The organism is Roseicella frigidaeris (assembly GCF_003258945.1).
GTDB classification, from domain to species: Bacteria; Pseudomonadota; Alphaproteobacteria; order Acetobacterales; family Acetobacteraceae; genus Paracraurococcus; species Paracraurococcus frigidaeris.
Window position 1 is genome coordinate 69,982 of sequence record NZ_QLIX01000017.1, and the last position, 12,859, is coordinate 82,840.

The following is a 12,859-nucleotide window of genomic DNA, read 5'->3' on the forward strand; positions in this document are numbered from 1 at the left end:
GCAGTCCGGCGAATCCTACAGCAGGGTCGGGGTGGACGGCCAATCGGCTTCCCGGATCGCCATCGAATCGTCATCCTCGACGGCGTCGCCGAGCTCCGGCCAGTCCGCCAGCACCGCCCGCGCCAGGGCCCGGGTGACGCGGCCGCCGGCGGCGAGGGCGGCGCGGTCGAGCCGGGCCGCCGCCTCGGCCATCGCCGCCGCCTCGCGCGGCAGCCGGGCCAGCAGCCAGTCCTGCACCCCACGCTCGACCCGGAGCTGGCGCAGCCGGAAATGCCGCCGCAGCAGGGCGGCGAGCAGCGCATCGCTCGGCGGATGCACGGCGACGGCGGTCATCGCCCGCAACCGGCTGCGCAGATCGGGCAGGGCGACCCGCCAGCGCGCCGGCGCCTCCCGCCCGACGAGCAACAGGCGCTGGTCGCGCTCGGCACAGAGGTTGAGGAGGTGCAGCAGCGCTTCCTCCTCTGGCGCGCAATCCGCGTCGTCGAGGACGAGGCCGGCCCCGGCCGGCACCTCGGGCAGGCCGCGCAGCGCGAGGCCGTCCAGCGCCGGCCAGCGCCGCGCCGCGGCCAGGCCGCGCAGCATATGCGTCTTGCCCGTCGCCGCCGGGCCGAAGAGGCCGAGCCGGCCGCCCGGCCAGCGGTCCGGCCGCTGCAGCCAGGCCAGCGCCTCGACATTCGAGGCATCCTCCAGCAGCTCCTCCTCGGCCCAGGAGGCGGCGACGGGCAGCGGCAGGGCGAGCTGGCGCGGCGCGGGCGGCGGGATCGGCGGGCGGCCCTCCGGCGGCATCAGAGCCCCGTGCGCGGCGGATCGAGATAGAGCGGGCTCTCGAGGTAGCGCCGCAGCCAGTAGCGGGCGATGACGCCGGCCACCGCCGCGATCGGCACGGCGAGCAGCACGCCGAGGAAGCCGAAGGCGACGCCGCCGGCGAAGAGGGCGAAGATCACCCAGACCGCATGCAGCTCCACCCGGTCGCCGAGCAGGCGCGGATAGATGATGTAGCCCTCGACCACCTGCCCGGTGAGGAAGATGGCGAGCACCGTCAGCACCCCGTTCCAGGTGCCGAATTGCGCCAGCGCCAGGCCGAGCGCGGTGAGCAGCCCGGTGATGGAGCCGATATAGGGGATGAAGGAGAGGATGCCCGACAGCAGCCCGACGGTGAGCCCGAGCTCGAGCCCGATCGCCGAGAGCGCCGCGGCGTAATAGACGGCGAGCAGCGCGCAGCAAAGGAGTTGCCCGCGCAGCCAGGCGGAGAGCAGCCGGTCGGTGTCGCGCGCCAATTGCCGCAGCGTCGAGGCGGAGCGCCGCGGCAGCCAGGCATCCATGCGCAGCACCATGCGCGGCCAGTCGCGCAGCAGGTAGAAGGCGACCACCGGCGTCACGGTGACCAGGGTGAAGACGTTGAACAGGGCGACGCCGCCGCCGAGCAGCCGCGCCACCGAGGTGCCGAGCCAGGAGATGATCGCCCCGGCCTGTCCCACCGCGAGGTCCTGCAGCCTGGTGTCGAAGACATCCGGGCCGAGCCGGGCCGAGAGCACGATCAGCGCGTCCCGCACCGCCTGGCCGACGCCGAGCACGTAGCTCGGCAGGCGCTGCAGCAGCACCGTGACCTGCGAGATCAGCAGCGGATAGAGCAGCAGCAGGCCGAGCAGCGCGACCGCCACCATGCCGAGCACGAGCAGCAGCGCGGCCAGGCCGCGCGGCAGGCCGACCCGGCTCAGCCGGGTCGCCACCGGGTCGAGGAAATAGGCGATCACCGCCGCCAGGACGAAGGGCGTCAGGATCTGCGAGAACAGCCAGAGGGCGAGCAGCAGGGCGCCGCCGAGGCCGGCGAAGAGGGCGATGCGCTGCCCGCGGGTGGAGACGCGGGCGGCCCCGGCCGGCCGCGGCGGCTCCGCCCGGGCCCGGGCGGGCGGCTCGGCCGCGGGGGCGGCGGCCGGGGTGGTTGTCGGGGTGGTCGCCGGGGCGGCCAGCGGGCCGGTTGCGGGGGGCCGCGGCGCGCCGCGCCCGGCTGGCAGCAGCGTCATCCCCGCCTCACGACGCATCGGGCGTCGCGCGCGGACGCCGCAGGGTGGCGACGACGTAGATGGCGCCCGAGGCCAGGGTGGAGAGCGCGACCGCCCAGATCAGCAGCGTGAGCAGCCCATCCGCCGAAAGCCCGAAGCCGGCGAGCAGCAGGGCGAGCGCGGCGAGGCCGATCTGCAGCGCCGTGTTGACCTTCGAGAGGATGAGCGGCCGGATCGCCGGCGGCTGGCCGAGCACCCAGAGCACCAGCACGCCGCCGACGATCAGCAGGTCGCGGAAGACGACCAGGATCGCCAGCCAGTCCGGCAGCACGCCGATGGCGGCCAGGGTGACATAGACCGAGACCAGCAGCGCCTTGTCGGCCACCGGGTCGAGCAGGGCGCCGAGCGCGCTGCGGGCGTTCCGCACCCGCGCCAGCCAGCCATCGACGGCGTCCGAGAGGCCGGCGCCGACGAAGAGCAGGAAGGCGAGGTCGAGCCGGTGCTGCAGGATCAGCCAGACGGTGGCCGGCACGGCGCAGAGCCGCGCCAGGGTGATGAGGTTGGGCAGGGTGACGAGCACGGCGGGCGCCGCGCCGTCCGCTCCCCTGCCCTCCCGCCCGGGCTCAAGGCCCGCCGGCAAGGACCAGGCGCCAGGCTTCGCCCGGACGCGTCCCGACGGCAGGGGCGAGTTGCAGGCCGAGCCCGCCGAGATCGCCGGCCACGCTCTCCACCGGCGCGCGCAGCCCGAGCCGGACCCGGGCCGCGTCCACGGCGATGGCGCGCAGTTCCACCGAGGCCACCGGCCCCGCCCCCTTCAGCCGGCGCAGCATCTCCAGCCATTCGCCCATGGAGTGATAGATGGCGACGGCATCCACCCAGTTCGAGGCCGGGCCGCCGGGCGTGGCCGTCGCCCCGCCCGCAGCCGCGGCCGGCGGCGCCAGCCCCGGCACCCGGCCGGCCAACGCGCCACGCACCCGGTTGCCGTTGAAATTCACGGTGATCCGGCCGGCATAGCGGGTCGGCGAGGTGCGCTCCTGCTCGATGACGATCGAGCTCACCATGTTGTCGATCTGCGAATCGGACAGGTTGGGCGCGGTGGTGCCGGCCTCGGTGGCGAGCCGCTCCCAGGCGGTGCGGCGGCCGGCGGCGAGCGCCCGCTCCCGCGCCAGCACGCCGTTCTCGGCGCTGGCCTCGGCCGGGATGCCGCGCTGCACGAGGTTCAGCACCGGGCCGGCGGCCTCGGGGCCAATGGCGGGCGCGGCGGCCGGCTCGGCGGCGGGCGTCTGCGCCGCGGCGGGCCACGCGATGCCGAGCGCGATCGCCAGCGGAATCGCCGCCCGGACCCTCATGCCCATCCCCTTGCCCCTGCGGATCCCCGCCATCGGCCCTCCTGCCCGGGGATCGTCCCGGCCGCTGCCTGTTCCCGGCGATGGTCCCGCGCCCGGCCGGGACCGCCCCGTGGTTCCTCTGGACCCCGAGCGGCCGGTGCGGCCAAGCTGGCCGCGCCGGCCGATGCCGGTCCGGGCCCGCGGTCCGCATCCGAACCCTCTCTGGACTCCGGCGCGCGGCGCGCCTAGGGCGCGGCGACACGGCCGTGCCGCCGCCTTGACTCCCCTTAGCCGATTGGAGGCCGCCCTGACCAGTTCCCGCAATGTCACGTCCGGTACGACTGCCGCCGGCAGCCTGACCTATCGCGAGGCCGGGGTGGACATCGAGGCCGGCGACACGCTGGTCGAGGCGATCAAGCCGCTGGCGAAGCTGACCGCCCGCAGCGGCACCATGGGCGGCCTCGGCGGCTTCGGCGCACTCTTCGACCTCAAGGCGGCGGGCTTCACCGATCCGGTCCTGGTCTCCTCGACCGATGGCGTCGGCACCAAGCTGCGCCTGGCGATCGAGGCCGGGCAGCATGCGACGGTCGGCATCGACCTCGTCGCCATGTGCGTCAACGACCTCGTCGTGCAGGGGGCCGAGCCGCTCTTCTTCCTCGACTACTTCGCCACCGGCCGGCTGCGGCCGGCCCAGGCGCACGACGTCATCGCCGGCATCGCCGCCGGCTGCCGCGAGGCCAATTGCGCCCTGGTCGGCGGCGAGACGGCGGAGATGCCAGGCATGTATGCCGAGGGCGACTACGACCTCGCCGGCTTCGCCGTCGGCGCGGCGGAGCGCGGGGCGCTGCTGCCGCGGGCGGTGGGTGCGGGCGACGTGCTGCTCGGCCTGGCCAGCAGCGGCGTGCATTCCAACGGCTTCTCCCTGGTGCGGCGGGTGGTCGCGGCGGCCGGGGCGGCGCTCGCCGACCCGGCCCCCTTCGCCCCCGGCCAGAGCCTGGCCGAGGCGCTGCTGGCGCCGACGCGGCTCTATGTGCGGTCGCTGCTCGCCTTGCACCGCGCCGGCCTGCTGAAGGCGGCGGCGCATATCACCGGCGGCGGCCTGCCGGGCAACCTGCCGCGGGTGCTGCCGGAGGGCGTGACGGCGGTGATCGATGCCGCCGCCTGGCCGGTGCCGCCGGTCTTCGCCTGGCTCGCCCGCAGCGGCAATGTCGCGGCGGACGAGATGCTGCGGGTCTTCAATTGCGGGATCGGCATGGTCGCCGTGGTCGCGGCCGGCGAGGCCGAGGCGGCGGCGCGGCAACTCACCGCGGCCGGGGAGCAGGTCTTCCGCATCGGCGCGCTGGAGGCGGCGCCGGGCCCGGCCGGGCTGCGCATCGAGAACCTGCCCGCCGCCTGGCCGCGCTGAGATGCCGCGCCTGCGCACCGCCGTCCTGATCTCCGGCCGCGGCTCCAACATGGCGGCGCTGCTCTCCGCCGCGCGCGACCCGGCCTATCCGGCCGAGATCGCCCTGGTGCTGTCGAACCGCGCCGATGCCGCCGGCCTCGAGCGCGCGGCGGCGGCGGGGGTGCCGACCGCGGTGGTGGAGAGCCGCGGCTTCCGCGGCGACCGCGCCGGCTTCGAGGCGGCGATGCAGGCCGAGCTGGCCCGGCACGGCATCGGCCTCGTCGCGCTGGCCGGCTTCATGCGGGTGCTGACCCCGGCCTTCGTCGAGCATTGGGCCGGCCGGCTGGTGAACATCCACCCCTCGCTGCTGCCGGCCTTCCCGGGGCTCGAGACGCATGAGCGGGCGCTCGCCGCCGGCGTGCGGCTGCATGGCTGCACCGTGCACCTCGTCAGCGCCGGGGTGGATGAGGGGCCGATCCTGGCGCAGGCGGCGGTGCCGGTGCTGCCGGGCGACACGCCCGCCGCGCTCGCCGCCCGGGTGCTGGCGGAGGAGCACCGGATCTATCCGGCGGCGCTCGCCTGGCTGGCGGCGGGGCGGGTGCGGGTGGAGGCGGGACGCGCCCTGGTGACGGAGGCCGCGGCCCCGGCCGCCAGCCTGATCAACCCCTTGCCGGAATCTGCGGCGCTTCCTACACCGTCGCACCGGATCGGATGAGGGACGCGGCCGTGGCTGAGCAGCAGAGCTACGATTTTTCGGCGGTCGAGGCGAGGGACATCCTCGCGGACCGGCAGCGCGGCTGGGTGGGCTTCACCAAATTCCTGACCTGGGCGATCGCCCTCACCGTCCTGGTGCTGCTGGGCCTGTTCCTCTTCGTCGCCTGAGGCGGTCGGGGCCGCGATCGGCCCCGCACCGGCTCTAATCGACATAGGCGCCGGTGGCCCGGACCACCTCGCCCCAGGCCTGCCGCTCGCGCCGGCCGAGCGCCGCCAGTTCCTCCGGCGTCGAGGGCTGCGGCACGGCGCCCTGCTGCCGCACCACCTCGATGAAGGCCGGCGCCCGCATCGCCTCCCGCACCGCCCCGTTCAGCCGGTCGAGGATCGGCTGCGGCGTCCGCGCCGGGGCGTAGATCGCCTTCCACAGCCCCGAGGTGAGATCGACCCCGAAGCCGCTGACCGGCGGCGCGCCGGGGAGGATCGCGAGCGGCCTCTCGGCGATCACCGCGACCGCCCGGGTCCGGCCGTCCCGCGTCAGGCTCTCCGCCCCGCCGGCCGGCAGCGCCATGCAGTCCACCTGTCCCGCCATGATCGCCTGCATCGCCGGCGACTGGCTGGTGAAGGGGATGTGCAGCATCTCCACCCCCTTGGCCCGCAAGATGCGCTCCATCGCCAGGTGCGAGGTGCTGGCGACGCCCCAGGAGGCGAAGGTGAGCTGGCCCGGGGCCGCCATGCCGGCCGCGATCAGCGCCGGGAAGTCGCGCAGGCCGGCCTGCGAAGGGCCGACCACCACGGCGAAGGGGAAATGCGCGACCAGGCTGATCGGCGCGAAGTCGCGCTCGGGATCGTATTGCAGGGAGCGGTAGGAGCTCGGGTTGATCGCCTGGGTGTCGACGATGCCCATCCAGAGCGTGCTGCCGTCCGGCGCCGCCCGGGCCGCCGCCGCGGCGCCGACGCCACCCCCGGCCCCGGGGCGGTTCTCCACCACCACGGGCTGGCCGAGGACCGGGCCGAGCGCCTGCGCCATGGCGCGGCTGACGATGTCGTTCAAGCCGCCCGGCGCGAAGCCCGAGACGATGCGCACCGGTCGGTCGGGATAGGCGGCCAGGGCCGGGTGCAGAAGGGCCGGGCGCAGGATGGCCGGCGCGGCCAGCGGCAGGCCGAGGCCCGCGCCGAGCAGGGCGCGGCGGGAGAGAGGGGGCATGGCGTCTCCAGCATCAGGGCCGGGACCGGCATTCCCCCTTGCCCGCCAGCCTGCCGCGCCCCCTGCCGCGGATCAAGGGGCGGGCGGCGCGGCAGCGGGGCTCAGCCGACGATCTCGATGCCCGAGAAGAAGAAGGCCACCTCGGTCGCGGCATTCTCGGCGCTGTCGGAGCCATGCACGCTGTTCGCCTCGATGCTCTCGGCGAATTCCTTGCGGATGGTGCCGGGGGCGGCGTTGGCCGGGTTGGTGGCGCCCATGATCTCGCGGTTCTTCGCGACGGCGTTCTCGCCCTCCAGCACCTGCGCCACCACCGGGCCGGAGGTCATGAAGGCGACGAGGTCCTTGTAGAAGGGCCGCTCCTTGTGGACGGCGTAGAAGGCGCCGGCCTGCGCCTCGGAGAGGTGCAGCCGCTTCTGGGCGACGATGCGCAGCCCCGCCTCCTCGAATTTGGCGTTGATCTTGCCGGTCAGGTTCCGGCGCGTCGCGTCCGGCTTCAGGATGGAGAGGGTGCGCTCGACGGCCATGGGCTGTTCCTTCGGGTTCCGGGGAGTCGGGCCGCCCGATAGGCGGGGTTCCCGATGGATGCAAGCCCAACCGGGCGCGCCCGGGCGCGTTGAGGCGGGATGAGCGACGACCGGCATGCCCAGGACCCGCAGCCCCGCCAGGGCTATATCCCCCGCCCGCCGAGCCAGGCCGATCTCGACCTGGTCAGCGGCCAGCAGGCACTGATCGAGGATGAGTGGAGCGGCGAGCCGCCGAAGCCCGCGGCCCGGCCGATGCCCGACAGCGAGCCCCCACCGGGCTGACGGGTCGCTGGGCCCGGGGCGCGAGGCGGCCCAGGCCCCGGTGAACCGGAGGTACGAACCCCGCGTCTGGCGGCGCCGTCGCCGTGTCACCACCTGGGCCGCCCCAATCAGGCAATTCGGTCGAGCCTGCCGCCGGTCGAGGCCGCTCCGGGCTGATCGGTCGCGGTGCCGTTGCTCGCGGCCTGGGTGGCCGTTCCCTGATCCTTCGCCGCGGGAAACCAGACCAGGGTGACCCGCGTGCCGTCGCCGAGGGACAGGCGGGCATGGTCGATGCCACCCGTTCCGGAGGCGGTCGCCGTGTCCTCCGCCGCATCCTCCTCCCCTTTCTTCTGCAGGTCGCGGAGCTGCCGCACCAGCGCCGAGCCGAGCTCATCCTCCCCCGCCATGGCGGCGAGGCCGTCCTTGCCAGCCGCCGCCTCCATGGCGCGCTTCACCAGGCCGACCACGGATTGCCCATTCACCGTGCCGCCGAAATCATCCGGCAGATCGCCACGCATCAGACGCCGCATCTCGCCCGGCGACATGGCGAGGGTGACCAATCCCCCGCCCGGAATTTCGATGGAGACGGCGAAGGCGCCCCCGCCCGTCGTAGCCTGCTTCGCCGCCACCTCGCCGGCAATGGCCTCGACCCCCTGGGCACGGTTGCCGGTCGCGTCGAACAGCGCGCCGAACTGCGCCTCCACCGCCGCCCGCCTCGCGTCCTGGCCCGAGCGGATGTCGAGCAGGGAGGCCGGCCCCCGGTCCTTCGCCGGGTCCGCGGCGGTCCCGGGCGATGCCGCAGCCGATGGCAGGGTCAGCATCGTCGATGCCAGGCGTACTGCGTCCAGACTGAGCATGCGCGACCTCCCCGGCCCCGGAACACTCTCATGCCAACGCATTGATATCGACCATCAATGCCCTTGGTCGCCGGCCGCGGGCCAGGATTCAGGCGAGCCGGCATCCCCAGCCGTAACGAAATGTCGTTAAGAACCCGTGCCCTCCGCCCTGCCGGATTGCCGCTCAATTTTCGTCGCGATCCGCTGTAGAAGCGCCGGCCATGACCGTCCTCGCCATCCGTGACCTGACGCTCCGCATCGCCGGCCGCGCCCTGCTGGAAGGCGCCGATCTCGGCGTCGATCCCGGCCGCAAGATTGGCCTCGTCGGGCGCAACGGCGCCGGCAAGTCCACCCTGCTGCGCGCCATCATCGGCGAGATCCAGCCCGATGGCGGGGAGATCCGCCTCGCCGCCCGCGCCCGGCTCGGCCATGTGGCGCAGGAGGCGCCGGGCGGCCCGGCCAGCCTGCTGGAGACGGTGCTGGCCGCCGATACTGAGCGGGCGGCGCTGCTGGCCGAGGCCGAAACCCAGACCGAGCCGCACCGGCTCGGCGAGATCCACGAACGCCTGATCGCCATCGGCGCCGAGAGCGCGCCGGCCCGGGCCGCGACCGTCCTGGCCGGGCTCGGTTTCGACGCCGCGGCGCAGGCGCGGCCGATCGCCGAGTTCTCCGGCGGCTGGCGGATGCGCGTGGCGCTGGCCCGCGCCCTCTTCCTCGAGCCCGACCTGCTGCTGCTGGACGAGCCGACCAACCATCTCGACCTCGAGGCGACGCTGTGGCTGGAGGGCTGGCTGCAGCGCTTCCCGGGCGCCGCCGTCGTCGTCAGCCACGACCGCGGCCTGCTCGACCGCTGCGTCGACGCCATCGCACATCTCGACCGCGGCAAGATCACCTTCTACCCCGGCGGCTTCGAGAATTTCGTCCGCGTCCGCGCCGAACGGCAGGCGCAGCAACTGGCGCAGAACGAGAAGCTCACCGCCGAGCGGGCCCGCATCCAGACCTTCGTCGATCGCTTCCGCGCCAAGGCCACCAAGGCGCGGCAGGCGCAGTCCCGCCTGAAGGCGCTGGAGCGCATGCCGGCGATCGAGGCGGTGGTCGAGGACACGGTGACGCGCTTCGCCTTCCCCGAGCCCACCGCCCTGCCGCCGCCGGTGCTCGCCATCAGCCGCGGCGGCGCCGGCTATGACGGGCGCGCCGTGCTGCAGGGGCTGAACCTGCGGCTCGACCAGGAGGACCGGATCGCGCTGCTCGGCGCCAACGGCAACGGCAAGTCCACCCTGGCGAAGGTGCTGGCCGGGCGGCTGGCGCTGCTGGAGGGCGAGATGCACCGGGCGCCGAAGCTGCGCGTCGGCTATTTCGCGCAGCACCAGGCGGAGGAGCTCGATCCGCGCGGCACGCCGCTCTCGCACATGCAGGCGGCGCTGCCGCGGGCGACGGAGACGCAGTGCCGCAGCCAGCTCGCCCGCTTCGGCCTCGATGCCGACCGCGCGGAGACGCTGATCGCCGCCTGCTCGGGCGGCGAGAAGGCGCGGCTGCTGCTCGCCCTCTGCACGCGCGAGGCGCCGCATCTGCTCATCCTCGACGAGCCGACCAACCATCTCGACATCGACGCCCGCGAGGCGCTGGTGAAGGCGCTCGCCGAATATGGCGGCGCGGTGGTGCTCATCACCCATGATCCGCATCTGGTCGAGCTGGTGGCGGACCGGCTCTGGCTGGTCGCCGACGGCACGGTGCGCGCCTTCGAGGGCGATCTCGACGAGTACCGCGCCCTGCTGGCCGAGCGCGCGCGCGGGCCGGCGAAGCTCGAGGCCGCGCCGACGCGGCGCGACGAGCGGCGCGAGCGGGCCGAGGCGCGCACCGCCCTGGCGCCGCTGCGCGACCGGCTGAAGCGCGTCGAGGCGCAGCTCGCCAAATTGCAGGGCGAGGCGGCGAGCATCGATGCCGCGCTGAACGATCCGCGGCTCTACGCCAACAACAATGCCGAGCTGATCACCCGCGCGACGGCGCGCCGCGCCGTCATCGCGCGCGAGGTGGAGGCGCTGGAGACGGAGTGACTGGAGCTGCAGGAGAAGCTCGAGCTCGCCTGAGCGCCGCGGGGCCTACAGCCGCTCGACGGCCGTCAGCAGGCAGCCCGGCCGGGCGGTGTGGATGTTGATCCAGCGGGCCCGTGGATCGGCCAGCGCGCGCCCGAGATGGGGCGCGACCGCGCGGCCCTCGCTGACCGCGCCGAGATCGTAGAGGCACAGCGCCGCCGCGTCATAGGCGCGCACCGAGACCAGCGGGTTGGCCAGCACGATCGGCGCGATCTCGTCCTGCGCCGCGTAGCGCGCGCAATCCCGCGCATGCAGGAAGACCGGGCTCGGTGTCCAGTAGACGCCCTGCGGATGCGGCAGGTGGTAGCTGCCGAGCAGCATCGCCTCGCCCGCGGCGCCGAGTTGCAGGCAATGCCGGCAGGGAAAGCCGGGGCCACCGACCAGCCGGTGATGCAGCGCGAGCCCGCGATCGTCGCGGCCGATGGCGCGCCAGCGCCGCGCCGTCTCGGCCGGCATGGGCGTGCAGCGGAATCCAGGCATCGGCGGCGACCTTTCCTACGGTCCCGCATTGCATCCAATCCGGTGCGGCGCCGCCATCCGCCGGTTGCGCCGGTCCGTCCCGGCCCTCACCTTGCTGCGATCTTGCCGATGCCGCGTGGATCGCGCGCCATCCCCTGCATGGCGCGCACCCCTGCCATGTCATCAACCTGGCAAATCATCGGCATCCACGATCAGCATTGGGATGATGGAGGAATAGGGCGCATCTCATGCAGCGAAAGGGCGGCGCGACCGCCCCGACACTGTGAAGGACGTTTCTTATCATGTTTCGCACCATGCTTCTCGCCTCCTCCCTCGCGCTGGGCCTGACGGGCGCCGCGCTGGCCCAGGGTGGACCGCGGATGGTGGGTGGCGGCCCGGATGCCCAGGTGGTCTACGACGCGCCGGTCGGGAACGTGGTCGGCGGCGGTGCCGCGACCATCGTCGGCGGCGCCAACGACCAGCGCCTGGTTTATGGCGGTGCTCTGACGACGGTTGCGCCGAATGGCATGGTCGCCGAGATCACCGGCGAGGCCGGCAACCGGCACATCGTCTACCGGCCGGTGGACCAGGCCAATGAGGCCGGCCTCTATGCCGGCAGCGCCCGCGGCCATCGCGGCTAAGGCTCCCGCTCCCCCACCCCCCGCGCCGCCCCCCCCCGGCGCGCCAGGGCCCGGAGCATGAGCCGCGAAGGCGGCCCCCGCCCCGAGCCCCCGAAGCCCCTGCCGCCCTGCGGCAGGGGCTTTCGCCGTTCCTGCGGCGGGACATCGGCCCTGACCCCCGATCCCCGGCGGTTGATCGCCGCGATCCCGGCCGGCCGGGCGCATCGGACAGGATCGGCACGCCCCCGATACGCCCCTCAACAGGGCCGGGCGGCGGGCGTCAGTTCAGCTTCAGGCCCAGCCGCTCGATCATCGCCCGGTCCTCGGCCACCTGCTGGCGGACGAAGGCGGCATACTCCTCCGGCCCCTTGTACATCACCGGCATGTCGAAGCGCTCGAGCACCGCCAGATGCGCCGGATCCTCCAGCGCCGGACGGAAGAGGTCGTGCACCGCCCGCACCTGGGCAGGGTCCATGTTCTTCGGCCCGGCGATGCCGTAGGGCGACGCGCTGACGATGTCGATGCCGACCTCGCGCAGGGTCGGCGTCTCCGGGAAGCGCTTGGCCCGCTGCTCGCCCCAGGTGACCAGCAGCCGCGCCCGGCCATCCTCGACCAGCTGCGACCAGCCGCTGCTGTCGGCCAGCGCGTCGATCTGGCCGCCGAGCAGGGCATTCATGTTCTCGGCGAAGCCGCGGAAGGGGACATGCGTCCAGTCGATGCCCCGCTCGGCGGCGATGCGCTCCATCGTCAGGTGCAGCGAGGTGCCGATGCCGGGCGAGCCGTAATTCAGCTTGCCGGGATTGGCCTTCGCGTAGTCGAGGAATTCCGGGAAGGTCTTCCAGGGCGTGTCGGCGCGGACGACGACGCCGAAGAGATAGCCGCAGAGATGGATGATGTAGGTGAAATCGTTCACCGGATCGTACATCGGCCGGGTCGACATCAGCGGCGTGCGCCAGACCGTGACCGGCATCTGGCCGAGCGTGTAGCCGTCCGGCTTCTCGTTCAGCATGGCCTGGGCGCCGAGGATGCCGCCGGCTCCGGACTTGTTCTCGACCACCACCGGCTGGCCGGCGCGGCGGGCGGCGGCGTCGCAGAGGGCACGCATCTGCACGTCGGTGGTGCCGCCGGGCGCCCAGGGCACGAACATCCGGACCGGCCGGGCGGGAAAGCCGGCCTGGGCGCGGTCGAGGCCCGGCGTGGCGAGGGTGGCGGCGCCGAGCGCCAGCGCGGCACGACGGCCGAGACGGGGGGACATGGAGAGATTCTCCCGGTGCAGGCGGCGCCGGGGCATGCGGCAGGCGGCCGGCGGCAGGGCCGGCCGCGGGACCCCGCGCCGCGATGGCGGCGCCGCGACGGATTGGCGTCCAGGGCGGAACGCCGCGTCGCTGTAGAACAGCCCCCGGCCCCCGGCAATGCCCGGCCGGCGCGCCGGC

Annotated in this window: 15 protein-coding genes; 6 read left to right on the top strand and 9 right to left on the bottom strand. The window is 74.2% G+C overall.

Going from position 1 to position 12,859, the window contains the following annotated elements; all coding sequences use genetic code 11:
• Positions 1 to 15: 15 nt before the first annotated feature.
• From DOO78_RS18925 to DOO78_RS27000, 4 genes are read right to left on the bottom strand one after another with little or no spacing between them, the layout of a single operon-like run.
• Positions 16 to 786: an HdaA/DnaA family protein gene (locus DOO78_RS18925; RefSeq protein ID WP_111471430.1), complete on the bottom strand. Its 771-nt coding sequence runs from the start codon at positions 784 to 786 to the stop codon at positions 16 to 18.
• Positions 786 to 2,024 carry an AI-2E family transporter gene (locus DOO78_RS18930; RefSeq protein WP_111471431.1) on the bottom strand — a complete coding sequence of 413 codons (1,239 nt, stop codon included), beginning with the start codon at positions 2,022 to 2,024 and terminating at the stop codon, positions 786 to 788. The genes DOO78_RS18925 and DOO78_RS18930 overlap by 1 nt, the downstream gene beginning before the upstream one ends.
• Before the next feature lie 7 nt (positions 2,025 to 2,031).
• Positions 2,032 to 2,643: a CDP-alcohol phosphatidyltransferase family protein gene (locus DOO78_RS18935; protein WP_111471432.1), complete on the bottom strand. Its 612-nt coding sequence runs from the start codon at positions 2,641 to 2,643 to the stop codon at positions 2,032 to 2,034.
• Positions 2,627 to 3,352 (bottom strand): hypothetical protein, encoded by a 726-nt coding sequence (locus DOO78_RS27000; RefSeq protein WP_128080094.1) that lies wholly within the window; start codon positions 3,350 to 3,352, stop codon positions 2,627 to 2,629. Before DOO78_RS27000 ends, DOO78_RS18935 begins: the two co-directional genes overlap by 17 nt.
• 286 nt (positions 3,353 to 3,638) lie before the next feature.
• On the opposite strand from DOO78_RS27000, the gene purM reads away from it, so the two are divergent.
• From purM to DOO78_RS27630, 3 genes are read left to right on the top strand one after another with little or no spacing between them, the layout of a single operon-like run.
• Positions 3,639 to 4,736: a phosphoribosylformylglycinamidine cyclo-ligase gene (gene purM, locus DOO78_RS18945; protein WP_243634611.1), complete on the top strand. Its 1,098-nt coding sequence runs from the start codon at positions 3,639 to 3,641 to the stop codon at positions 4,734 to 4,736.
• Between the two features lies 1 nt (position 4,737).
• Positions 4,738 to 5,430, top strand: coding sequence for a phosphoribosylglycinamide formyltransferase (gene purN / locus DOO78_RS18950; RefSeq protein ID WP_111471434.1), 693 nt, complete (start codon positions 4,738 to 4,740; stop codon positions 5,428 to 5,430).
• Between the two features lie 11 nt (positions 5,431 to 5,441).
• Positions 5,442 to 5,597 carry a hypothetical protein gene (locus tag DOO78_RS27630; RefSeq protein WP_165838976.1) on the top strand — a complete coding sequence of 52 codons (156 nt, stop codon included), beginning with the start codon at positions 5,442 to 5,444 and terminating at the stop codon, positions 5,595 to 5,597.
• 34 nt (positions 5,598 to 5,631) lie between these two features.
• Here DOO78_RS27630 and DOO78_RS18955 read toward each other — a convergent pair whose 3' ends face one another.
• Both DOO78_RS18955 and ndk read right to left on the bottom strand, forming a co-directional pair.
• Positions 5,632 to 6,633, bottom strand: a complete 1,002-nt coding sequence (locus DOO78_RS18955) for a Bug family tripartite tricarboxylate transporter substrate binding protein (protein ID WP_111471435.1) — start codon at positions 6,631 to 6,633, stop codon at positions 5,632 to 5,634.
• 101 nt (positions 6,634 to 6,734) lie between these two features.
• Positions 6,735 to 7,157: a nucleoside-diphosphate kinase gene (gene ndk, locus DOO78_RS18960; protein WP_111471436.1), complete on the bottom strand. Its 423-nt coding sequence runs from the start codon at positions 7,155 to 7,157 to the stop codon at positions 6,735 to 6,737.
• Positions 7,158 to 7,256: 99 nt separating this feature from the next.
• On the opposite strand from ndk, the gene DOO78_RS18965 reads away from it, so the two are divergent.
• Positions 7,257 to 7,439, top strand: coding sequence for a hypothetical protein (locus DOO78_RS18965; RefSeq protein ID WP_111471437.1), 183 nt, complete (start codon positions 7,257 to 7,259; stop codon positions 7,437 to 7,439).
• 107 nt (positions 7,440 to 7,546) lie between these two features.
• Here DOO78_RS18965 and DOO78_RS18970 read toward each other — a convergent pair whose 3' ends face one another.
• Complete coding sequence (locus DOO78_RS18970) at positions 7,547 to 8,275, bottom strand: hypothetical protein (protein WP_128080095.1); 729 nt, start codon at positions 8,273 to 8,275, stop codon at positions 7,547 to 7,549.
• Positions 8,276 to 8,475: 200 nt separating this feature from the next.
• Here DOO78_RS18970 and DOO78_RS18975 point away from each other — a divergent pair, with 200 nt between their 5' ends.
• Entirely contained in the window at positions 8,476 to 10,308 is a 1,833-nt protein-coding gene (locus DOO78_RS18975; RefSeq protein WP_111471439.1) for an ABC-F family ATP-binding cassette domain-containing protein, read from the top strand.
• Positions 10,309 to 10,353: 45 nt separating this feature from the next.
• Here the strand turns inward: DOO78_RS18975 and DOO78_RS18980 are convergent, their stop codons facing one another.
• On the bottom strand, positions 10,354 to 10,827 hold the full coding sequence (locus DOO78_RS18980) for a DUF1203 domain-containing protein (RefSeq protein ID WP_111471440.1): 474 nt from the start codon (positions 10,825 to 10,827) through the stop codon (positions 10,354 to 10,356).
• Between the two features lie 281 nt (positions 10,828 to 11,108).
• Here DOO78_RS18980 and DOO78_RS18985 point away from each other — a divergent pair, with 281 nt between their 5' ends.
• The gene (locus DOO78_RS18985; RefSeq protein ID WP_128080096.1) at positions 11,109 to 11,447 is read left to right on the top strand and encodes a hypothetical protein; all 339 of its coding nucleotides are present in this window, start codon (positions 11,109 to 11,111) and stop codon (positions 11,445 to 11,447) included.
• A 259-nt stretch (positions 11,448 to 11,706) separates the two neighbouring features.
• Here the strand turns inward: DOO78_RS18985 and DOO78_RS18990 are convergent, their stop codons facing one another.
• On the bottom strand, positions 11,707 to 12,717 hold the full coding sequence (locus DOO78_RS18990; RefSeq protein ID WP_243634608.1) for a tripartite tricarboxylate transporter substrate binding protein: 1,011 nt from the start codon (positions 12,715 to 12,717) through the stop codon (positions 11,707 to 11,709).
• Between the last annotated feature and the right edge of the window lie 142 nt (positions 12,718 to 12,859).